The sequence below is a fragment of the Burkholderia sp. AU17457 genome (genome assembly GCF_002223255.1).
Classification (GTDB): Bacteria; Pseudomonadota; Gammaproteobacteria; order Burkholderiales; family Burkholderiaceae; genus Burkholderia; species Burkholderia sola.
Window position 1 is genome coordinate 1,705,377 of record NZ_NKFB01000003.1, and the last position, 20,536, is coordinate 1,725,912.

At 67.9% G+C, this 20,536-nt stretch carries 20 protein-coding genes and 1 tRNA gene; 15 read left to right on the plus strand and 6 right to left on the minus strand.

Annotated features, from left to right (window positions below):
- Positions 1-30 precede the first annotated feature (30 nt).
- The 6 genes from CFB49_RS10600 (at position 31) to CFB49_RS36290 (ending at position 4,324) form a co-directional block, all read left to right on the plus strand.
- Entirely contained in the window at positions 31-204 is a 174-nt protein-coding gene (locus tag CFB49_RS10600) for a hypothetical protein (RefSeq protein ID WP_249190494.1), read from the plus strand.
- The gene (locus CFB49_RS10605) at positions 201-1,247 is read left to right on the plus strand and encodes a porin (RefSeq protein WP_089435173.1); all 1,047 of its coding nucleotides are present in this window, start codon (positions 201-203) and stop codon (positions 1,245-1,247) included. Before CFB49_RS10600 ends, CFB49_RS10605 begins: the two co-directional genes overlap by 4 nt.
- Before the next feature lie 21 nt (positions 1,248-1,268).
- The gene (locus CFB49_RS10610) at positions 1,269-2,462 is read left to right on the plus strand and encodes an MFS transporter (RefSeq protein WP_089435174.1); all 1,194 of its coding nucleotides are present in this window, start codon (positions 1,269-1,271) and stop codon (positions 2,460-2,462) included.
- Between the two features lie 14 nt (positions 2,463-2,476).
- Positions 2,477-3,586: a class II histone deacetylase gene (locus CFB49_RS10615; RefSeq protein WP_089491298.1), complete on the plus strand. Its 1,110-nt coding sequence runs from the start codon at positions 2,477-2,479 to the stop codon at positions 3,584-3,586.
- A 109-nt stretch (positions 3,587-3,695) separates the two neighbouring features.
- The gene (locus CFB49_RS10620) at positions 3,696-3,926 is read left to right on the plus strand and encodes a hypothetical protein (protein WP_006487995.1); all 231 of its coding nucleotides are present in this window, start codon (positions 3,696-3,698) and stop codon (positions 3,924-3,926) included.
- Between the two features lie 116 nt (positions 3,927-4,042).
- On the plus strand, positions 4,043-4,324 hold the full coding sequence (locus tag CFB49_RS36290) for a hypothetical protein (protein WP_179234885.1): 282 nt from the start codon (positions 4,043-4,045) through the stop codon (positions 4,322-4,324).
- A 164-nt stretch (positions 4,325-4,488) separates the two neighbouring features.
- Here the strand turns inward: CFB49_RS36290 and CFB49_RS10630 are convergent.
- Positions 4,489-4,575, minus strand: a tRNA-Leu gene (locus tag CFB49_RS10630).
- A 247-nt stretch (positions 4,576-4,822) separates the two neighbouring features.
- On the opposite strand from CFB49_RS10630, the gene hpnD reads away from it, so the two are divergent.
- Positions 4,823-5,656: a presqualene diphosphate synthase HpnD gene (gene hpnD / locus CFB49_RS10635; protein WP_089491300.1), complete on the plus strand. Its 834-nt coding sequence runs from the start codon at positions 4,823-4,825 to the stop codon at positions 5,654-5,656.
- A gap of 10 nt (positions 5,657-5,666) precedes the next feature.
- Here the strand turns inward: hpnD and CFB49_RS10640 are convergent, their stop codons facing one another.
- The 3 genes from CFB49_RS10640 to CFB49_RS10650 form a co-directional block, all read right to left on the minus strand.
- Complete coding sequence (locus CFB49_RS10640; protein WP_069617615.1) at positions 5,667-6,887, minus strand: DUF1501 domain-containing protein; 1,221 nt, start codon at positions 6,885-6,887, stop codon at positions 5,667-5,669.
- 67 nt (positions 6,888-6,954) lie between these two features.
- Positions 6,955-8,457, minus strand: coding sequence for a DUF1800 domain-containing protein (locus CFB49_RS10645; RefSeq protein ID WP_089435363.1), 1,503 nt, complete (start codon positions 8,455-8,457; stop codon positions 6,955-6,957).
- Between the two features lie 134 nt (positions 8,458-8,591).
- Complete coding sequence (locus CFB49_RS10650; protein ID WP_006478566.1) at positions 8,592-8,870, minus strand: hypothetical protein; 279 nt, start codon at positions 8,868-8,870, stop codon at positions 8,592-8,594.
- A gap of 258 nt (positions 8,871-9,128) precedes the next feature.
- On the opposite strand from CFB49_RS10650, the gene ompR reads away from it, so the two are divergent.
- From ompR to CFB49_RS10675, 4 genes are all read left to right on the plus strand, one after another.
- Positions 9,129-9,863 (plus strand): osmolarity response regulator transcription factor OmpR, encoded by a 735-nt coding sequence (gene ompR / locus CFB49_RS10660; protein ID WP_006478565.1) that lies wholly within the window; start codon positions 9,129-9,131, stop codon positions 9,861-9,863.
- Positions 9,864-9,904: 41 nt separating this feature from the next.
- The gene (locus CFB49_RS10665; RefSeq protein ID WP_050013296.1) at positions 9,905-11,266 is read left to right on the plus strand and encodes an ATP-binding protein; all 1,362 of its coding nucleotides are present in this window, start codon (positions 9,905-9,907) and stop codon (positions 11,264-11,266) included.
- 189 nt (positions 11,267-11,455) lie between these two features.
- On the plus strand, positions 11,456-12,004 hold the full coding sequence (locus CFB49_RS10670) for a peroxiredoxin (RefSeq protein WP_006478563.1): 549 nt from the start codon (positions 11,456-11,458) through the stop codon (positions 12,002-12,004).
- Positions 12,005-12,080: 76 nt separating this feature from the next.
- Entirely contained in the window at positions 12,081-12,608 is a 528-nt protein-coding gene (locus tag CFB49_RS10675) for a carboxymuconolactone decarboxylase family protein (protein ID WP_006478562.1), read from the plus strand.
- A 125-nt stretch (positions 12,609-12,733) separates the two neighbouring features.
- On the opposite strand, the gene ispF is transcribed toward CFB49_RS10675, so the two are convergent.
- Both ispF and ispD read right to left on the minus strand, forming a co-directional pair.
- On the minus strand, positions 12,734-13,219 hold the full coding sequence (gene ispF, locus CFB49_RS10680; protein ID WP_069617616.1) for a 2-C-methyl-D-erythritol 2,4-cyclodiphosphate synthase: 486 nt from the start codon (positions 13,217-13,219) through the stop codon (positions 12,734-12,736).
- A 29-nt stretch (positions 13,220-13,248) separates the two neighbouring features.
- Positions 13,249-13,959, minus strand: a complete 711-nt coding sequence (gene ispD / locus CFB49_RS10685) for a 2-C-methyl-D-erythritol 4-phosphate cytidylyltransferase (protein WP_069617617.1) — start codon at positions 13,957-13,959, stop codon at positions 13,249-13,251.
- A 107-nt stretch (positions 13,960-14,066) separates the two neighbouring features.
- Between ispD and mfd the strand changes: the two genes are divergently transcribed.
- From mfd to CFB49_RS10705, 4 genes are all read left to right on the plus strand, one after another.
- Entirely contained in the window at positions 14,067-17,537 is a 3,471-nt protein-coding gene (gene mfd, locus CFB49_RS10690) for a transcription-repair coupling factor (protein ID WP_069617618.1), read from the plus strand.
- 104 nt (positions 17,538-17,641) lie between these two features.
- A complete protein-coding gene (argE, locus tag CFB49_RS10695; RefSeq protein ID WP_089435178.1) occupies positions 17,642-18,862 on the plus strand; it encodes an acetylornithine deacetylase in 1,221 nt (406 codons plus the stop codon).
- Between the two features lie 60 nt (positions 18,863-18,922).
- Positions 18,923-19,942: a threonine/serine dehydratase gene (locus CFB49_RS10700; protein WP_089435179.1), complete on the plus strand. Its 1,020-nt coding sequence runs from the start codon at positions 18,923-18,925 to the stop codon at positions 19,940-19,942.
- Positions 19,943-20,084: 142 nt separating this feature from the next.
- A complete protein-coding gene (locus CFB49_RS10705; RefSeq protein ID WP_069617621.1) occupies positions 20,085-20,519 on the plus strand; it encodes a DUF3574 domain-containing protein in 435 nt (144 codons plus the stop codon).
- Positions 20,520-20,536 lie beyond the last annotated feature (17 nt).

Below are 20,536 nucleotides of genomic sequence, written 5' to 3' on the forward strand. Positions count from 1 at the left end.
GCCCCATCCATTTGAACGGTGCGCCGCCCGTTGCTGCTGCGCAGCACGGCGCGCGGCGGCATCGCGCGGCCTTCGCGCCGCGCGCCGCGGGTTTTCCGCACCGTTCATCTGGACGACTGTTCGACGGTTTTCCCGCTGCGGACACTGCGTCGCGACCACACCAACGACAAACCGATGCAGGACGGTATGGAGAACCCGACGTGACGACACCCCGCTTCATCCGCACGGCCGCGGCCGCCGCGACGCTGGCCGCATGCGGCGCCGCCGCGCACGCGCAGTCCACCCTCACGCTGTACGGCGCGCTCGACGCCGGCGTGCAATACCTGACGCACGCCGACGGGCGCCATTCGGCCGTGCGGTTGCAGAACTACGGCATCCTGCCTTCGCAGGTCGGGATCAAGGGCCACGAGGATCTCGGCGGCGGCTGGCGGGCGCTGTTCAAGCTCGAACAGGGCCTCAACCTCAACGACGGCACCGCGACCGTGCCCGGCTACGCGTTCTTCCGCGGCGCATACGTGGGCATCGCGGGGCCGGTCGGCACCGTCACGCTCGGCCGCCAGTTCAGTGTGCTGTTCGACAAGACGCTGTTCTACGACCCGCTCTGGTATGCGTCGTACAGCGGCCAGGGCGTGCTCGTACCGATGAGCGCGAACTTCATCGACCACTCGGTCAAATACCAGTCGCCGACCTTCGCCGGCTTCGACGTCGAGGCGCTCGCCGCGACCTCGGGCGTCGCCGGCAATACGCGTGCCGGACGCGTGCTCGAGCTCGGCGGCCAGTACACGAGCAACGGCCTGTCGGTGAGCGCGGTGCTGCACCAGGCGCACGGCGACGTATCGGCGGCGGCCGACGCGTCCGCACGGCGTCGCGAACTCGGCACGCTCGCCGCGCGTTATGCGTTCGCGACGCTGCCGCTCACCGTGTATGCGGGCGTCGAGCGCCTGACCGGCGACCTCGACGCGGCCCGCACGATCGTCTGGGGCGGTGCGCGCTACCTGACGTCGAACGGGATCGGCCTGAATGCGGGCATCTACCACACCGATTCGCGCACGCCGGCGGTCGGCCATCCAACGCTGTTCATCGCGAGCACGACGTACGCGCTGTCCAAACGCACCGTCGCGTACGTGAACCTCGGCTATGCGCGCAACAGCGGCCAGAGTTCGCAGACCGTCTACGAATACGACCCGACGCCGCTCGCCGGCGCGTCGCAGTTCGGCGCGATGGTCGGCATGTACCACCTGTTCTGATTCCCCCAACGAGATCCCGCCATGAAAACCCTGTCCCCGGATGCCGCCCTTTCGCCCGACGGTCGCGCATCGACATTCGCACGCTCGACGCTCGTCGCGCTCGTCGTGTTCGCGGCCGTCACGCCGCTGCTGCTCCTCGTGGCGCCCGCCGTCGCCGGTCAGCTGGCGACGCAGCTCGGCTTGTCCGCATCGCAGATCGGTACGTACTTTTTCATCGAACTCGGCGCGTTCAGCCTCGCGACCGTGCCGTCCTACCTGTGGCTCGGTCGGGTCGATGCGCGCCGCGTCGCCGCGTTCGCCATCGCGCTGTTCGGCGCAGGCAACCTGCTGACCGCGCTATGGATGCCGGGCTTCGCCGCGCTGCTCGCGCTGCGCGCCGTCACGGCGCTTGGTGGCGGCTCGCTGATGGTGCTCTGCATGACGAGCGCGGCGACGAGCAAAAACAGCGACCGCGTGTACGGCCTGTGGGTCGTCGGCCAGCTGATCGCGGGCGCGATCGGCCTGTTCGTGCTGCCGCACGTGTTCGCCGCATTCGGGCTGCGCGCGCTGTACGTCGCGCTCGCCGCGCTCGCGCTGCTCGCGGCGCCGCTGTCGCGCGGCTTTCCGTCGTCGCTCGGCACGCGAACGGCATCCGCGCGCGGCGACGCGCCGCACATGCCGCGACGCTTTGTCGTGCTCGCCATCGGCGCGGTGCTGACGTTCTATCTCGCGATCGGCAGCGTGTGGACATTCGCGAGCCGCGCGGCCGCCGAGGCCGGGCTGGATCCGCAGTCGACCGGCAACGTGCTCGCGATCGCGAGCGTGATGGGGATCGCCGGCGCGGCGCTCGCGTCGTGCGCGGGCGGCCGGCTCGCGCGGCGCGCGATGCTGGCGGCCGGCTACGCACTGCTCGCGGCGTCGCTCGTCGCGCTCGCCGCGATGCGTGACACCGCCGGCTACAGCGCGGCGATCTTCACGTTCAAGTTCGCGTGGACCTTCGTGCTGCCGTTCATCCTCGCGACCGTCGCGCAGATCGACGCATCGGGTCGCCTCGTCGCAACGCTCAATTTCGTGATCGGCGCGGGCCTCGCCGCAGGCCCGCTGCTGGCCGGCCTGATGCTGGACGCCGGCGGCACGATGCGCGTGCTGTTCGCGGCCGCGACGGCCGTCGCGATCGCGTCGTTCGCCGCGCTGCGCCACATCGATCGCCGTTCTTCCGTTTCCTCCCAACCGTGACAGGTCACGCATCCATGAATCGCACTGCCTTCTTCACCGACGAACGCACTTTCTGGCATACCGGCGGCACGCACGCGCTGTTCTTCCCGGTCGGCGGCTGGGTCCAGCCGCCGTCGAGCGCGGGCTACGCGGAATCGCCCGATTCGAAGCGCCGCTTCCTGTCGCTCGTGCAGGCGTCGGGCCTGGCCGCACAGCTCGACCTGCGCGGCGCCGAGCCCGCGACGACCGCCGACTTGCTGCGCATCCATCCGGCGCATTACCTCGACGCGTTCCGCGCGCTGAGCGACGCGAACGGCGGCGATCTCGGCGATCTCGCGCCGTTCGGCAAGGGCAGCTACGAGATCGCCGCGCTGTCGGCCGGTCTCGCGATCGCGGCGGTCGAGGCGGTCGTCGGCGAGCGCGCGGCGAATGCGTTCGCGCTGTCGCGGCCGCCCGGCCATCACTGCCTGCGCGACCGCCCGATGGGCTTCTGCATGCTCGCGAACATCCCGATCGCGATCGAGGCCGCGCGCGCGAAGCACGGCATCGAGCGCGTCGCGGTGATCGACTGGGACGTGCATCACGGCAACGGCACGCAGTCGATCTACTACGACGATCCCGATACGCTGACGATCTCGCTGCATCAGGACCGCTGCTTCCCGCCCGGCTACAGCGGCGCGGACGATCGCGGCGAAGGCGCGGGCATCGGCGCGAACCTGAACGTGCCGCTGCTCGCGGGCAGCGGCGACGATGCGTATCGCTATGCGTTCGAGCGGATCGTACTGCCGGCGCTCGCGCGTTTTCACCCCGAGCTGATCGTCATCGCGAGCGGCCTCGATGCGAGCGCGGTCGATCCGCTCGCGCGCATGCAGCTGCATACCGACAGCTACCGGTTCATGACCCGCGCGGTGAAGGACGCCGCGCAGCGCCATTGCGGCGGGCGGCTCGTGATCGTTCACGAAGGCGGCTATTCGGAGGCGTACGTACCGTTCTGCGGGCTCGCGATCGTCGAGGAACTGGCCGGCATTCGCACCGAGGTCGCCGATCCGATGCTCGATCTCGCGATCGCGCAGCAGCCGGGCGAGCGGTTCGTCGCGTTCCAGCGCGCCCTGCTCGACGAACTGGCCGCGTCTTTCGGGTTGTAACGCGCGAACGGACGTGACGGGGCCGGCTGGCGCCGGCCCTTGCGCGATCGGTGCGGATGGGGTTTCCTGTATCTTTACCCCTGTTCCGGCACGAGGCCGCACTCTTCCGATGAAATCGTCCCCGCGCGACAACAACGACAACGCCAAAACGCGCCGCCAGCCGTCGAAGCTGGCCCTGAACATCGCCGCCGTGACGGTTGGCCTCATCACGTTCGCGATCGGTGCGGCGTGGGTGATCTATAGCTGGGTCGTCGATCGGGAAGCGCAGTATTTCGCGATTCCGCTGGTGTTCTCGGTGCCGGTGATCGTGGCCGTCGCGATCCGCAGCTTCTGGGAATAGGTCCGGCGGAAACGGCGAAGCGTCGCGGTCGGGCGACGTGCGGCGCTTGATTGGCGACCGACGCAGCGCTCACCTACGAGCCATTTGCAGGCCGGCATGCGTTCACGGATTGTTGCATGCTGCCCCTCGATACCACACTGAGTGCAGACACAGCCAGCACCGTACCAACCGATTTCAGCACGGACTCCGCGGAAGGAGGCTCACCGCCCACGATCCGCCACCCCGCAGAAGTCGAAGTGGAAACAGGGCAGTCCAGCGGCTTCCTGACGGTCGCCTCGGCTCTTGCGCTCCACGCCACGTTGTCGGCAGGCGTGGCCGCGACCGCCGGCATGGCCAGCATCAGCGCGAGAACGCCGATCGACGTACGTACGGTGTTGGTCATCGACGGCCCCCGTTGAACAGCCAGCGTGTGGAAACATCACGCCATGTTACCGGTCGCCGATTTACCGTGCCTGCGCGAACGGCATCATCCCGGCTGAGGGCCATCAACAAAAAAGCGCTGCGGTCAGCCGACCGGCAGCGCTTTTTCGCGAACGGCCCGTGACGGGGCGCGTTCGACTTCTGGTGCGTGAGGCCGGACTCGAACCGGCACACCCTTGCGGGCGTCAGGACCTAAACCTGGTGCGTCTACCAATTTCGCCACTCACGCGCATTTCCGTCGCCTGATCGCGGGGGGACGCAAGATGCGTGCTCCACGCGCCCGGCGCTTGCCCGGGACTTCACGCCGGCCCGAAAACCGGCATGCCCGATCAGGCGAGCGCGAGATTCTACCCGATCCGTTCGGCGTTGTCTCGCCCCGTCGGCGCCCGTCGTGCCGCGGTGCTAGAATGCCGCGCTCGACGTTTCGGCAGCGCGCCGCCGCGCGTCCCCCGAACCCGCCCCACCCGATTTCGCCCGTGAACTTCGACGACTACTGTCAGCAAAAGGCCGCCCCCGCCGGCTCCAGCGTCTACTATGCGCTGCGCCAGGCGCCGCTCGCCACGCAACCGCGCCTGACCGCGCTGTTCGCGCTGCGCCGCGAACTCGAGGAAACCGTCAAGGAAACCAGCGATCCGACCGTCGGGCACACGAAGCTCGCGTGGTGGCACAAGGAACTCGCGGCACTCGTCGACGGGCAGCCGTCGCACCCGGTCACAAAGGCGCTCGCGCAGCATCACCCGGCGATCGCCGCCGAGGCCGATGCATTGCGCACGCTCGTCAACGGTTACGGGATGGACCTCGAACAGGCACGCTACCTCGATTTCGCGAACCTGCAGCGCTATGTCGCGCAGGTCGGCGGCACGTTCGCGTCGCTGGTTGCGCGCGCCAGTTCGCCGAACCCGGCCGACCCGCAACCGTGGGCCGCGGACGTCGGCCGCGCGCTGATGCTCGCGCAATTCGTGCAGGAGCTCGGCAACGACGCGCGCCACGGCCGCATCTATTTGCCGATCGACGAACTCCAGCGCTACAACGTGACCGCGGCCGATCTGCTGAATCGCCGCTACAGCCCGGCCTTCACCGAATTGCTGCAATTCCAGACGACCCGCGCGCGCGAAGCGCTCGCGGCCGCCGATGCGGCGATTCCCGCCGCCGAACGTCGCGCGCAGCGCACACTGCGCGCGCAGCTCGCGCTGGCCGGCGCGCTGCTCGACGAAATCGCGCGCGACGGCTACCAGGTGCTGCACCAGCGCATTGCGCTGACGCCGATCCGCAAGCTGTGGATCGCGTGGCGCGCGGCGCGCCGTCGCTAAGCCGCGCGCATCACGCCTTCAGCAGCGGCAGCGTGTCGAAACGCTGCTGCAGCACGCGCGTCGCATCGAGCCCCCACCAGGGCCCAAGCACGGTCGCGTAAAGCTGGCGGAAATCGACGGCCACCGGCAGGTTGCCGTTGCCGTCGAGCCGCCCGAGCGCCGGCGGTGCGCCGTACAGACCGCCCGCCACGCGGCCGCCCATCACGAAATGCGGCGCGGCCGTGCCATGATCGGTGCCGTTGCTCTGGTTCTCGCGCACGCGCCGCCCGAATTCCGCATATGTCATCACGAGCGTCTCGTTCCAGCGCCCGAGTTCGATCAATGCCGCGCGCATCGCGCCCATCCCTTCCGCGAACTGCTTGAGCAGCGCGGCGTGCTGCCCCGGCTGATTCTGGTGCGTGTCGAAGCCGTTGAGCGTCAGGCGCAGCACCGCGACACCGTCCTGCGCGCCGGGCCCCGACGCTTCGCACGCGGCCAGCACCTGCATCGCGGTCTTGACCGACGTGCCGAACGCGCCGGCCGGAAAGGCCGTCCTGAATTCGCGCATCCCGCCGCGCGGACGCAGCCGGTCGGCCGCCTTCACGATGTCGTTCTCGACGTCGATGATGTGCGCGAGCGCCGGGTTCTGCTCGCGCAGCGACGACGGTTCGGCGAGCCGGGCCGCACGGATGAACTGCGCGGGATTGACGAGCGCGATCGCGCGCGCGCCGTTCGACAGCGGCCCCATCTCGGCGCTGCCGAGCACGACGCCGTCCGCCGCGAAACCGGGTGGCACGGGCGCCTGCGCGAACGTGCGCGTGAGCCAGCCTTCGTGCAGGTACTGATCCGAGCGCGACGCGGTGTCCCAGATCTCGATGGAACGAAAATGCGACAGGTTCGGCTGCGGATAGCCGACACCCTGCACGACCGCGACCTGACCGTCCCGCCACAGCGGCATCAGCGGCGCGAGCGACGGGTGCAGCCCCGTCTGCGCGTCGAGCTGCAGCACCTGGTCTCGCTTGATGCCGATGCTGCGCCGGAGCGGGTAATACAGCGGATCGGCATACGGCACCACCGTGTTGAGGCCGTCGTTGCCGCCCTTCAGCTCGACGAGGATCAGCACGTTCGCATACCCGGTAGCGGGCTTGCGCCCAGCCTGCGTCGCGGCAGCCGCCATCGCGGGCGCTTGCCACATCGACACGCCGGCAGCCGCCGCGGCGCCTGCGAGCGTCAGAAAATCACGTCGGTTCATCGCACATCCTTTGGTTCGCCGCCCGGCGTCCTTGCCGCGGCGGCTGCCCGCTTCGTCGTCGTTTGCATCATTTCAGTTGATAGGCCGGATCCATCAGCAGCGCCTCGAGATACGCGCTGCCGGTCGAATCGGTGTCGATCGCCGCGACCGGCGAAAGCTGCAGCACCGCGTGCTGCAGCTGCAGTTCGGTCGACAATCCCGCGATCGCCTGCGGCCGTGCACGATACTGGGCGAGCCAGCGTTCGAGGTCGAAACGCAGGCCGCCGCGCGCCGGCTTCGCCGGCATGCCGCGCAGGTCGCCGACGGACGCCGTGTCGACCACCGGCATCGCCTGCGCACGCGCGTTCGGCGGCGGCGCGATCGCACGGGCCGGCGGCCGCATGCCGACCGTCTCGGTCGCGCGGAACAACTGCTCGACGAACTGCTTGCGCGACAGCAGCGTGGTGCTGTTGATCCACAGCGCGCCGCCCGGCCAGCCCTTCACGTTCGGCGGATAGAACAGGTTCTGCCCGAGCGTGCGCACGGTGTCCGCGAGCCTCTGCGGATCGCCGTACGCGATGTCGAACAGCCGCACCGAGCCGACGACGAACTCCGCTGGCGACTTGACGAGCACGCCGCGGTTGCGCGGATCCCAGAACGCGTCGGTCGACCACAGCGCGGCAAGCGCCGCGCGAATGTCGTAGCCGCTCGCGCGAAACCGCTCGGCGACCGCATCGAGCGTGCCCGGCTCCGGCGTATCGGACACGAACTCGCGCCACAGCTTGCCGACGATAAAGCGCGCGGTGCCCGGCCGCTTCAGCAGGATGTCGAGAAAACCGTCGCCGTCGAACGGCCCGGTTTCGCCGAGAATCGTCTTGTCGCCGGCATCGTGCCAGTCGGGCCGCACCGCGAAGCGCAGCGTATCGGGATCGACCGTCCAGCCCGTCATCGCGCGCGCGGCTTCCGTCACGTCGTATTGCGTGTAGTGCCCTTCGCCGAGCGTGAACAGCTCCATCACCTCGCGCGCGAAATTCTCGTTCGGCCGCCCCTTGCGATTGCTCGCGCCGTCGAGATACTGCAGCATCGCCGGATCTTTCGCGACCGCATGCAGCAGCGTGCCGAAGTTGCCGAGCGCCTCGCGGCGAAACAGCGCGTTCTGCGCGGCCATCGTCTGCGGGTAAGGCACCTTGTCCTGTCCGGACGTGAAATGTCCATGCCAGAACAGCGTCATGCGTTCGGTCAGCGGCGACGGCGTCGCGACCATCTCGTTGACCCAGGCCGCCCGCAACGCGTCGTAGCGGCGATTGCGCTCGCGTTGCTCGTCGCGCCGCATGTCGGGCGTCAGCGCCTGGCGCTGCGCGCGCGTCGGCGGCGGCTCGGCGAGCCAGTCGGGCCATGTCGTGACGGGCTCGTGTCGCGCATTGCCGAGCGTGTCGGCCACGACCTGCGCGCGCGTCATGCCGACGATGCGCGCGACCTCGGCGGGCGCGGGAGAGAAACCGGTGCGGCTCAAGAAAAACAGCGCGTCGTCGGCATCGACCGGCGACTGCATGGCAGGCGACGGCGCCGGTGCGGCAGCGTTCGCTTTCATCGTCATGGACTCCGGGAACGCACCGGCGGTGCGGATGCCCGTACAACGGCATTCGGCAGCGGAAAGTTGACGGAAAAAGTGCTACGAATTCTTTCCGCGCGGACATTTCCGCGCAAGGAGAACGACGGCACGCCTCAGCGCTTGTACAGCTCGCGAACGGCGTCTTCGATGTGCTGGCGCAACAGGTGTCGCTCTTCGGGCGTCATGTGCCCGTCGCGGCGGCGCTGTTCGAGATCGGGAGGCACGGCGGAACGGACCGTCATATCGGCGGCGCGATCGGGTTGCGGCGCTTTGCCGCGCGGCAGCTTGCGCGACGATGCGCCCTGCTCGGGGCGCTGCGCATACGCGAAGTTCGACGCATACGGACCGGCAAGCGCGATCGTCAGCATCAGTGCAATCCGGGCAGATCGCATGACCGTCCTCGCTTCTTTGGTCGATTTGTTCCCTTCGTCACGCGGCAACCGGTTACCTCTGGTACTTGAAAAACCCTGCGGAATTCGGGTGTGCAAAGATGAAAGATGGAGTGCAGGGGAGTATCTACCGAATTTCGGCTTCGAGTAAAGGAATCTCTATAGCCTGCCTTTACTCGGCGCGACACTACGGGTAAATTTTGTAACCGACTGTAACGCACGAAAATCCCCGGCCGTGCGTCAATTCCCATTCGCGATAAGATGCCGATCATGGAAACGAAAAACCCCTCCAAGATTCTCGTCGTCGACGACGACCCTCGCCTGCGCGATCTGCTGCGCCGCTATCTCGGCGAACAGGGTTTCAACGTCTACGTCGCGGAAAACGCAACGGCGATGAACAAGCTCTGGGTACGCGAGCGCTTCGACCTGCTCGTGCTCGACCTGATGCTGCCGGGCGAAGACGGCCTGTCGATCTGCCGCCGGCTGCGCGGCAGCAACGACCGCACGCCGATCATCATGCTCACCGCGAAGGGCGAAGACGTCGATCGCATCGTCGGCCTCGAGATGGGCGCCGACGATTACCTGCCGAAGCCGTTCAATCCGCGCGAACTGGTCGCGCGCATTCACGCGGTGCTGCGCCGCCAGGCGCCGGCCGAACTGCCGGGCGCGCCGTCGGAAACCACCGAGGTGTTCGAGTTCGGCGAATTCTCGCTGAACCTCGCCACGCGCACGCTGACGAAGTCCGGCCAGGAAATTCCGCTGACGACCGGCGAATTCTCGGTGCTGAAGGTGTTCGCGCGTCATCCGCGCCAGCCGCTGTCGCGTGAAAAGCTGATGGAACTCGCGCGCGGCCGCGAATACGAAGTGTTCGACCGCAGCCTCGACGTGCAAATCTCGCGCCTGCGCAAGCTGATCGAACCGGATCCGGGCAGCCCGCGCTTCATCCAGACCGTCTGGGGCCTCGGCTACGTGTTCATCCCCGACGGCGCCGCCTGAGCTTTTTCCTTCCCGGTTTCGCCCCGCCCACGGCCCGTCCCATGCGTATCGACCGGCGCCTTTTGCAGCTCGCGTTCGGCGGGCTGTTCTGGCGCACCTTCCTGCTGATCGCGCTGCTGATCTCGGTCAGTCTCGCCGCGTGGTTCCAGAGCTTTCGCGTGATCGAGCGCGAGCCGCGTGCGCAGCGCGTCGCGCTCCAGCTCGTCGCGGTCGTGAAGCTCACGCGCACCGCCCTGCTCTATTCCGATCCCGACTTGCGGCGCGCGCTGCTGCAGGATCTCGAGAGCAACGAGGGCGTGCGCGTGTACCCGCGCGAGAAAACCGACAAGTTCAAGCTGCAGCCCGACGAATCGCTGAACCGCCTGATCGAACACGACATCCGCAGCCGCCTCGGCGACGATACCGTGATCGCGCAGTCGGTCAACGACATTCCCGGCGTGTGGATCAGCTTCAAGATCGACGACGACGATTACTGGGTCGCGCTCGACCGCGACCAGCTCGACAACGTCACGGGCCTGCAGTGGGCCGGCTGGGGGCTGTTCGCGCTCGCGCTGTCGCTGTTCGGCTCCGCGTTCATCACAAGCCTCGTGAACCGGCCGTTCTCGCGGCTCGCGCTCGCCGCGCGCCAGGTCGGTTCGGGCCAGGCGCCCGAGCCGCTGCCCGAGCGCGGGATGGGCGTCGCGGCCGACACCAACCGCAGCTTCAACCAGATGGTGCGCGACCTCGAACAGCTCGAGGCCGATCGCGCGCTGATGCTCGCGGGCATCTCGCACGACCTGCGCACGCCGCTCGCGCGGCTGCGGCTCGAAACCGAGATGAGCCCGTCCGACCAGGCGACCAAGGACGCGATGGTCGACGACATCGAACAGATGGACCGCATCATCGCGGCCTTCATCGACTACGCGCGCCCGTCGCAGCGCAAGCCCGAGCCCGTCGACCTGTCGTCGGTCGCGCACGAAGTCGCCGCACGCGTGTCGGGCGAGGACGGCGTCGAGATCCGCACGCGACTCGCGCCGAGCGCGATCATCGAAGCCGACGAGACCGACATGCGGCGCGTGATCGGCAACCTCGTCGAGAACGCGCGCAAGTACGGCCAGAGCAAGCAGGACGGCATTTCTCGCATCACGCTCGAGACGCGCGTGTCGCATGCGCGCGTCGAGCTGTCGGTGAGCGACGAGGGCCCCGGCATCCCCGAGGATCAGCTGCCGCTCGTGATGCGGCCGTTCTACCGCGTCGACACCGCGCGCACCAAGGCGGACGGCACGGGCCTCGGGATGGCGATCGTGCTGCGCCTCGTCGGCCGCTATCGCGGCGCGCTGCGCCTGCGCAACCGCCACCCGGAAGCCGGCCTCGAAGTCACGCTGGAATTCCCGGGCGCCGGCAAGGCGCGTGCGACCGCGTGACACGCCCGCGCACGCATCTTGCGCGTCACACTATCGACCCGGTTGACAAAAGCTATGAGGGTCGTTAGTCAAAATCTATTGAAGCGACTTACTAATAGTGTTATAGTTTTCCCCATGCTGTCACATCATCGTTGCAGCACCGAGGTAGCTTGACTCAGTCTTCTTCCCAACTCACACAGGAGTATCCGCATGAAAACCGTGGGCGATAAACTCGAAGCTTTCACCGTCGTAGCCGCGAAGCCGGGCTTCAATAATCACGAGGAAAACGGCCAGTCGGCGTTCGAGACCGTCACCGAAGCGTCGTTCCCGGGCAAGTGGAAGATCATCTACTTCTATCCGAAGGATTTCACGTTCGTGTGCCCGACGGAAATCGTCGAATTCGCGAAGCTCACGAAGCAGTTCGAAGAGCGCGACGCCGTCCTGCTCGGCGGCAGCTCGGACAACGAATTCGTCAAGCTCGCATGGCGCCGTGAACACAAGGACCTCGACAAGCTGAACCATTACTCGTTCGGCGACGTCAAGGGCGAACTGATCGACCAGCTCGGCGTGCGCGACAAGGAAGCAGGCGTGGCCCTGCGTGCAACGTTCATCGTCGATCCGGACAACACGATCCAGCACGTGTCGGTGAACAACCTGAACGTCGGCCGCAGCCCGGAAGAAGTCCTGCGCATTCTGGACGGCCTGCAAACGGACGAACTGTGCCCGTGCAACCGCGCAGTCGGCGGCGCAACGCTGTAAGCGTAGCAATGCACGAAGCCCGCGGCGCACGTCCTGCCTGCGGGCTTTTTTAACGGCCAACCCATAGGAGATATCAATGGAATTCATCGACTCGATTAAGGCACGTATCCCCGACTACGCGAAAGACATTCGCCTGAACCTCGACGGCACGATCTCGCGCTCGTCGCTCGAAGGCACCGACGCGGTCGGCGTGGCGCTGGCGGCGGCCATCGCGGCGAAGAGCACGGTGCTCGTGAAGACGATCCGCGAAGCCGGCGTGCTGTCGCCCGAAGAGACGAACGCCGTGCTGACGGCGGCCGCGCTGATGGGGATGAACAACACCTGGTATCCGTATGTCGAGATGGCCGACGACGCCGACCTGAAGACGCAGCGCGCCGAATTGCGGATGGGCGCGTATGCGACGCACGGCGGCGTCGACAAGCGCAAGTTCGAGATGTACGCGCTCGCCGCGTCGATCGTCGGCAAGTGCCACTTCTGCGTGAAGTCGCACTATGCGCTGCTGAAGAACGAGCAAGGGATGACGGTCACGCAACTGCGCGACGTCGGCCGCATCGCGTCGGTGATCAACGCCGCCGCGCAGGTGATCGCCGCCGAAGGCGAATAAGCGGTTGCACGGGGCGCGGCCGTGAGCCGCGCCCGCTCCAAACGAAAATGCCACGCATTCGCGTGGCATTTTTCATTTCGGCGGCGCGACGTGCGGCGCGAACCCCACGCCGCTACGGCCGGACGTCAGCCGCCCTGCTTGATCAGCAGCGCAGCCGCCTGCGCTTCGATCCCCTCGCCGCGGCCCAGATAACCGAGCTTCTCGTTGGTCTTCGCCTTCACGTTCACGCGATCGAGCGGCAGCCCGAGGTCGGCGGCGATGTTCGCGCGCATCCCGTCGATATGCGGCGCGAGCTTCGGCGCCTGCGCGATCACGGTGCTGTCGACGTTCTGGATCGTGAAGCCGGCCGCCTTCACGCGCTCGGCGCACGCGCGCAGCAGCACGCGGCTGTCCGCACCCTTGAACGCCGCGTCGGCGTCGGAGAAATGGCGGCCGATGTCGCCGAGCGCCGCCGCGCCGAACAGCGCGTCGGTGATCGCGTGCAGCAGCACGTCCGCATCCGAGTGGCCGAGCAGGCCGCGCTCGTACGGAATCGTCACGCCGCCGATGATGAGGGGGCGCCCTTCGACGAGCTGGTGCACGTCGTAGCCTTGTCCGATTCTGAAATCCATGCGTAATCCGGTTTTAGATGGGGTGAAAGTCAGGAAGCGTTCGCGGGGCGCGCGAGGATCGCCTCCGCAAGCGCGAAATCTTCCGGGTACGTGACCTTGAAGTTGCGCAGGCTGCCCTGCACGACGCGCGGCGTGTGGCCGGCCCATTCGATCGCGCTGGCCTCGTCGGTCAGGTCGTGCCCTTCGCGCTGCGCCTGCAGGATCGCGTCGCGCAGCATGCCGATGCGGAACATCTGCGGCGTCTGCGCCTGCCACAGCGCGTCGCGCGACTCGGTGCGCGCGATCGCGTCGCCGCCGGCCGGCACGCGCTTGAGCGTATCGGCCACCGGCAGCGCGACGATCCCGCCGACCGGGTCGTCCTTCAGCGTCGCGACCAGTGTGCGGATCAGCGCCGGCGTGATGCCCGGGCGCGCGGCGTCGTGCACGAGCACCCAGTCGTGGTCGGTCGCGCCGAATTCGGCCAGCTCCATCAACCCGTTCAGCACCGACGCCTGCCGCGAGCCGCCGCCGCAGCGGCGCACCGCGAAGCGCAGGCCCGCGAAGCGGCGCGCGTCGAAATGGGAATCGTCGGGCGCGAGCACGACGAGCGTCTGCGCGAATTCGCTGCATGCGTCGAACGCGGCGAGCGTGTAGTGCAGCAGCGCGCGGCCGGCCAGCGTGCGGTATTGCTTCGGCACGGCCGAACCGGAACGGCTGCCCGTGCCGGCGCAAGGAATCAGGGCGAAAAGTCGGGGAGTCACGAAGGGAAACGCCGGAAAGATGAAATCGAGAAGCGGATTTTATAATAGGTCTTTCGTCTCGACCGGCGCACCGCGCTGCGCCCGTGCACGCCACCCCTGTCGTCCCTATGCCAGATAACGCTTCCACCCCGTTCGCTTCACCCGTTGCCCGCGTCAAGCCCGGCCAGCGTTTCGCCTTCGACGGCGCGCACGGCTCCGCCGACGCGCTCGCCATCGCCCGTTATCTCGCCGACAACCGCCAGGACGTGCCGCTCCTCGCGGTAATCTGCGCGAACGCGGTCGACGCGCAGCGGCTGTCGCAGGAAATCCGCTATTTCTCGCCCGACGCGCGCGTGCGCCTGCTGCCCGACTGGGAAACGCTGCCGTACGACACGTTCTCGCCGCACCAGGACCTCGTGTCCGAGCGGCTGGCCACGCTGCACGACCTGGGCGAGGGCCGCTGCGACATCCTGCTCGTGCCCGCGACCACCGCGCTGTACCGGATGCCGCCCGCATCGTTCATGGCCGCTTACACGTTCGCGTTCGCGCAGGGCGAGCGGCTCGACGAGGCGAAGCTGAAGGCGCAGCTCACGCTGGCCGGCTACGAGCACGTGAGCCAGGTCGTGCGGCCGGGCGAATACTGCGTGCGCGGCTCGCTGATCGACCTGTACCCGATGGGCTCGCCGCTGCCGTACCGGATCGACCTGTTCGACGATCAGGTCGATTCGATCCGCGCGTTCGATCCCGACACGCAGCGCAGCCTGTATCCGGTGCGCGACGTGCGCCTGCTGCCCGGCCGCGAGTTCCCGTTCGACGAAGCCGCGCGCACGGCCTTCCGCAGCCGCTGGCGCGAAACCTTCGAAGGCGACCCGAGCCGCGCGCCGATCTACAAGGACATCGGCAACGGCGTGCCGTCGGCCGGTATCGAGTATTACCTGCCGCTGTTCTTCGACGAGACGGCCACGCTGTTCCACTACCTGCCGCAGGACGCGCACCTCGTGTTCACCGGCGATCTCGAAGCGTCGATCCGCCGCTTCACGGCCGATACGAAGCAGCGCCATGCGTTCCTCGCGCACGATCGCGAGCGGCCGATCCTCGAGCCGCAGCGGCTGTTCCTGTCCGACGAGGATTTCTTCGCGTTCGCGAAGCCGTTCGCACGCGTCGTGCTGCCCGCGCAGCCGGCCGGCGGCTGGGCGACCGCGCTGCCCGAACTGACCGTCGACCGCCATGCGGACGATCCGCTCGCATCGCTGCGCACGTTCGTCGAATCGTCGGGCAAGCGCGTGCTGCTGACGGTCGAATCGGCCGGGCGCCGCGAGACGATCCTGCAACTGCTGGCCGAACACCACCTGCGCCCCGCGTCGAACGACGACTTCGCGGGCTGGCTCGCGAGCGACGAACGCTTCGCGCTCGGCGTCGCGCCGCTCGCGAACGGCTTCGCGGTGCCGGGCGAAGGCTATGCGATCGTCACCGAGACCGAGCTGTACGGCGCGCTCGGGCGCCGCGCGGGCCGCCGCCGGCAGGAACAGGCGAGCAACGTCGACGCGATGGTGCGCGACCTGTCGGAGCTGAAGGTCGGCGACCCGGTCGTCCACGCGCAGCACGGCATCGGCCGCTACATGGGCCTCGTGTCGATGGATCTCGGCGAAGGCGAAACCGAATTCCTGCATCTCGAATACTCGGGCGACAGCAAGCTCTACGTGCCCGTCGCGCAACTGCACGTAATCTCGCGCTACAGCGGCGCCGATCCCGACAGCGCGCCGCTGCACGCGCTCGGCTCCGGCCAGTGGGAGCGCGCGAAACGCAAGGCCGCGCAACAGATCCGCGATACGGCCGCCGAGCTGCTGAACCTGTACGCACGCCGCGCGGCGCGCGAAGGCCACGCTTTCTCCCTCGACCCGCGCGACTACGTGAAATTCGCGGAAAGCTTCGGCTTCGAGGAAACGCCCGACCAGGCCGCGGCGATCGCGGCCGTGATCGGCGACATGACGAGCGGCAAGCCGATGGACCGCCTCGTGTGCGGCGACGTCGGCTTCGGCAAGACCGAGGTCGCGCTGCGCGCGGCGTTCATCGCGGTGCTCGGCGGCAAGCAGGTCGCGCTGCTGTCGCCGACCACGCTGCTCGCCGAGCAGCACACGCAGACCTTCGCCGACCGCTTCGCGGACTGGCCGGTGCGCATCGTCGAGCTGTCGCGCTTCAAGACCGCGAAGGAAGTGAATGCGGCGATCGCGCAGATCAACGAAGGCAGCGTCGACATCGTGATCGGCACGCACAAGCTGCTGTCGTCGGACGTGCAGTTCAAGCGCCTCGGCCTCGTGATCATCGACGAGGAACACCGCTTCGGCGTGCGCCAGAAGGAAGCGCTGAAGGCGCTGCGCGCGGAAGTCGACGTGCTGACGCTCACTGCGACGCCGATCCCGCGTACGCTCGGGATGGCGCTCGAAGGGCTGCGCGATTTCTCGGTGATCGCGACCGCGCCGCAGAAGCGGCTCGCGATCAAGACCTTCGTGCGCCGCGAGGAGGAAAGCGTGATCCGCGAGGCGATGCTGCGCGAGCTGAAGCGCGGCGGCCAGGTGTACTTCCTGCACAACGAGGTCGAGACGATCGAGAACCGCAAGGCGATGCTCGAGGCGCTCGTGCCAGAGGCACGCATCGTGATCGCGCACGGCCAGATGCACGAGCGCGAGCTCGAACGCGTGATGCGCGATTTCGTCGCGCAGCGCGCGAACGTGCTGCTGTGCACGACCATCATCGAGACCGGCATCGACGTGCCGAGCGCGAACACGATCATCATGCACCGCGCGGACAAGTTCGGCCTCGCGCAGCTTCACCAGTTGCGCGGCCGCGTCGGCCGCTCGCACCACCAGGCCTATGCGTACCTGCTGGTCCACGATCCGCAGTCGCTGACCAAGCAGGCGCAGCGCCGGCTGGAAGCGATTCAGCAGATGGAGGAACTGGGCTCGGGCTTCTATCTCGCGATGCACGACCTCGAGATCCGCGGCACCGGCGAGGTGCTCGGCGACAAGCAGTCGGGCGAAATCCACGAGATCGGCTTCCAGCTCTATACGGACATGCTGAACGACGCGGTGAAGGCGCTGAAGAACGGCAAGGAGCCCGACCTCACCGCCCCGCTCGCCGCGACGACCGAAATCAACCTGCATGCACCCGCGATCCTGCCGGCCGACTACTGCGCGGACGTGCAGGAACGGCTGTCGCTGTACAAGCGGCTCGCGAACTGCGAGCACGGCGACGCGATCGACGGCATCCAGGAGGAGCTGATCGACCGCTTCGGCAAGCTGCCGCCGCAGGCGCACGCGCTCGTCGAGACGCACCGGCTGCGGATCGCCGCGAAACCGCTCGGCATCGTGAAGATCGACGCGAGCGAGGTCGCGATCGGCCTGCAGTTCGAGCCGAATCCGCCGATCGACCCGATGCGGATCATCGAGATGGTGCAGAAGCATCGCCACATCAAGCTCGCGGGCCAGGACAAGCTGCGCATCGAGACGCGCTCGCCCGACCTCGCGATCCGCGTATCGACGATCAAGGAAACGCTGCGCGCACTCGGCCCGAAACAGGGCGCGGCCGTCGCGGCCCGGTGACGCAATCCTGACGGGCGCGACGTTGCTGCACCGCACCGCGCCCGGCGAAGGCGGGCCGGCGCGTTTTTGAGTATGATTTCCCATTCATCAGACGGAGTTTTGCCATGTCCACTCTCGACACGACGGCGCCGTCCGCCGCCACCGAAGGCGACGCATCGCTCGTCAGCCTGCCCTGGGTCAAGCAGCTCGTGTCGATGGACACGACGAGCCGCGTGCCGAACCTCGGCCTGATCGAAACGGTACGCGACGCGCTCGCCGCAAAGGGCATCGCGTCGACGATCACGCACGATCCGCGCGAGGGCTGGGCGAACCTGTTTGCCACCGTGCCCGCGCACGACGGTTCGACCAACGGCGGCATCGTGCTGTCTGGCCACACCGACGTCGTGCCGGTCGACGGCCAGCAATGGGACAGCAACCCGTTCGCGCCGGAAATCCGCGAGGGCCGCCTGTACGGCCGCGGCACCTGCGACATGAAGGGCTTCATCGGCGCGGCGCTCGCGCTGCTGCCCGAGATGCAGGCGACCAAGCTTGCGAAGCCGATCCATTTCGCGCTGTCCTACGACGAGGAGATCGGCTGCGCGGGCGCGCCGCTGATGATCGCCGATCTCGTGAAGCGCGGCGTGCAGCCGTCGGGCTGCATCGTCGGCGAGCCGACCAGCATGCGGCCGATCATCGCGCACAAGGGCATCAACGCGTACCGCTGCTGCGTGCGCGGCCATGCCGCGCATTCGTCGCTGACGCCGAAGGGACTCAACGCGATCGAGTATGCGGCGCGGCTCATCTGCCACATCCGCGACATCGCCGAGCGCTTTCGCGCCGAAGGCCCGTTCGACGAACTGTACGACGTGCCGTTCACGACCGCGCAGACGAGTACGATCCAGGGCGGCAACGCGATCAACACGGTGCCGGCCGAGTGCCGCTTCGACTTCGAATTCCGCAACCTGCCGACGCTCGATCCCGAGCAGATCTTCACGCGCATCGAAGCGTATGCGCAGGAAACGCTGCTGCCGCAGATGCTGCGCGAGCACCCGAACGCCGCGATCGAATTCTCGAAGATCGCCGCGGCGCCCGGCCTCGACGCGACCGAACAGGCGGCGATCACGCAGCTCGTGCGCGCGCTGACGGCCGACCAGGACAAGCGCAAGGTCGCGTACGGCACCGAGGCCGGGCTGTTCGCCCGCGCGGGCATCCCGAGCGTCGTGTGCGGGCCCGGCAACATCGAGCAGGCGCACAAGCCGAACGAATATGTCGAGCTCGCGCAGCTCGCCGGCTGCGAGCAGTTCCTGCGCAAGTTCATCCGCAGCATGTCGGTCGACGCGCACTGACTGCCTCCCGCCACGCCGGCCCGCGTGTGCGGGCCGGCCCACTCCGCCACCCGCCACGTCATGTCGACTGAACAACAGGGCACAGCCCATACGACGATCGACGGCGAGCCGATTCCGACGCTCGACGAAATCGCCGCCCAGCATTTCGCGTTGTCGCCGTGGGTCGCGCGCACGCCCGTGTTCGAGCGCGCCGACCTGCCTTCGCTCGAAGGCACGCACGTCAACTTCAAGTTCGAGCTGCTGCAGGCAAGCGGCAGCTTCAAGGCGCGCGGCGCGTTCACGCACCTGCTCGCGCTCGACGAAGCCCGCAAGAACGCCGGCGTCACCTGCGTGTCGGCCGGCAATCATGCGGCGGCCGTCGCGTATGCGGCAATGCGGCTCGGCAGCAGCGCGAAGGTCGTGATGTTCCATACCGCGAGCCCGACACGCATCGCGCAGTGCAAGCAGTACCGCGCGGAGGTCGTGCTGGCCGGCAGCGCGTCGCAGGCGTTCGATCTCGTGCGGCGCATCGAGGCCGAGGAAGGCCGCTTCTTCATTCATCCGTTCAACGGCTATCACACGATCCTCGGCACCGCGACGCTCGGGTACGAATGGGCGACGCAGACGCCGGACCTCGACGCGGTGATCGTGCCGATCGGCGGCGGCGGGCTCGCGGCCGGCATGGCGACCGCGCTGCGGCTCGCGAACCCGCGCGTGCACGTGTACGGCGTGGAGCCGGAAGGCGCCGACGCGATGAGCCGCAGCTTCGCGGCCAATCACACGATCAAGATGAGCGCGATGCAGACCATCGCCGATTCGCTGATGGCGCCGCACACCGAGGAATACAGCTATCAGCTGTGCCGGCGCCACCTCGATCGCATCGTCACCGTCTCCGACGACGCGCTGCGCGCCGCGATGCTGTTCCTGTTCTCGCACCTGAAACTGTCGGTCGAGCCGGCCTGCGCGGCCGCGCTCGCCGCGCTGCTCGGCCCGCTGCGCGAAACGCTGCAGGGCAAACGCGTCGGCGTGCTGCTGTCGGGCACGAACACCGACCCCGCCACGCTCGGCATGCATCTCGCGCACGCGCAACTGCAGCACTGATCGCGCATCGCGCGTGTGCGGACCCTAGGGTTATCCCCAGATTATGTTGACAGCCCTGTTGATAACCCGCCGGACCCGCACGCAAGTGGTTGAGCGCGCAGCGTTTTGCGCGCGCGAAGGTCGATCGTCACGAAATGGGCAAATGCGGCGGGTAGCCGCATGCGCGACGGCGCTCGCGCTGCTCGCCGGGTGTGCGGCACCGCCCTCGTCCCCCTCCAGCACGCAACCGGCGGCCTGCACGCACCCGGGCGAAAGCCGCATGCTGCAGGCCGACCTGCTGTTCGGGCGCGACATCGCCGGGCGCGGCCCCGTCACCGATGCCGAACGCGCGGCATTCCTCGCCGATACGGTCACGCCGCGCTTCCCCGACGGCCTCACCTACTGGGACACGCACGGCCAGTGGCGCGACCGCTCGACCGGCGCGATCACGCGTGAAGACAGCTTCGTGATCCGTATCATCGCCGACGATACGCGCGACACGCGCACACGACTCGCCGCGATCCGGCAAGCGTACGTCGAGCGATTTCACCAGCAATCGGTCGGCATGACCGTCGTGCCGGCCTGCGCGTCGTTCTGATTCGCCGTCTTCCGCTG

Excerpts from the sequence above, each read along its gene's own strand:
- CFB49_RS10700 (WP_089435179.1), top strand. The coding sequence starts at position 18,923 with ATGTCGACTGAACAACAGGGCACAGCCCATACGACGATCGACGGCGAG.
- mfd (WP_069617618.1), top strand. The coding sequence starts at position 14,067 with ATGCCAGATAACGCTTCCACCCCGTTCGCTTCACCCGTTGCCCGCGTC.
- CFB49_RS10665 (WP_050013296.1), top strand. The coding sequence starts at position 9,905 with ATGCGTATCGACCGGCGCCTTTTGCAGCTCGCGTTCGGCGGGCTGTTC.
- CFB49_RS10610 (WP_089435174.1), top strand. The coding sequence starts at position 1,269 with ATGAAAACCCTGTCCCCGGATGCCGCCCTTTCGCCCGACGGTCGCGCA.
- argE (WP_089435178.1), top strand. The coding sequence starts at position 17,642 with ATGTCCACTCTCGACACGACGGCGCCGTCCGCCGCCACCGAAGGCGAC.
- ompR (WP_006478565.1), top strand. The coding sequence starts at position 9,129 with ATGCCGATCATGGAAACGAAAAACCCCTCCAAGATTCTCGTCGTCGAC.
- CFB49_RS10645 (WP_089435363.1), bottom strand. The coding sequence starts at position 8,457 with ATGAAAGCGAACGCTGCCGCACCGGCGCCGTCGCCTGCCATGCAGTCG.
- CFB49_RS36290 (WP_179234885.1), top strand. The coding sequence starts at position 4,043 with ATGCTGCCCCTCGATACCACACTGAGTGCAGACACAGCCAGCACCGTA.
- CFB49_RS10650 (WP_006478566.1), bottom strand. The coding sequence starts at position 8,870 with ATGCGATCTGCCCGGATTGCACTGATGCTGACGATCGCGCTTGCCGGT.
- CFB49_RS10640 (WP_069617615.1), bottom strand. The coding sequence starts at position 6,887 with ATGAACCGACGTGATTTTCTGACGCTCGCAGGCGCCGCGGCGGCTGCC.
- ispF (WP_069617616.1), bottom strand. The coding sequence starts at position 13,219 with ATGGATTTCAGAATCGGACAAGGCTACGACGTGCACCAGCTCGTCGAA.
- CFB49_RS10620 (WP_006487995.1), top strand. The coding sequence starts at position 3,696 with ATGAAATCGTCCCCGCGCGACAACAACGACAACGCCAAAACGCGCCGC.
- CFB49_RS10705 (WP_069617621.1), top strand. The coding sequence starts at position 20,085 with ATGCGGCGGGTAGCCGCATGCGCGACGGCGCTCGCGCTGCTCGCCGGG.
- CFB49_RS10675 (WP_006478562.1), top strand. The coding sequence starts at position 12,081 with ATGGAATTCATCGACTCGATTAAGGCACGTATCCCCGACTACGCGAAA.
- CFB49_RS10615 (WP_089491298.1), top strand. The coding sequence starts at position 2,477 with ATGAATCGCACTGCCTTCTTCACCGACGAACGCACTTTCTGGCATACC.
- CFB49_RS10670 (WP_006478563.1), top strand. The coding sequence starts at position 11,456 with ATGAAAACCGTGGGCGATAAACTCGAAGCTTTCACCGTCGTAGCCGCG.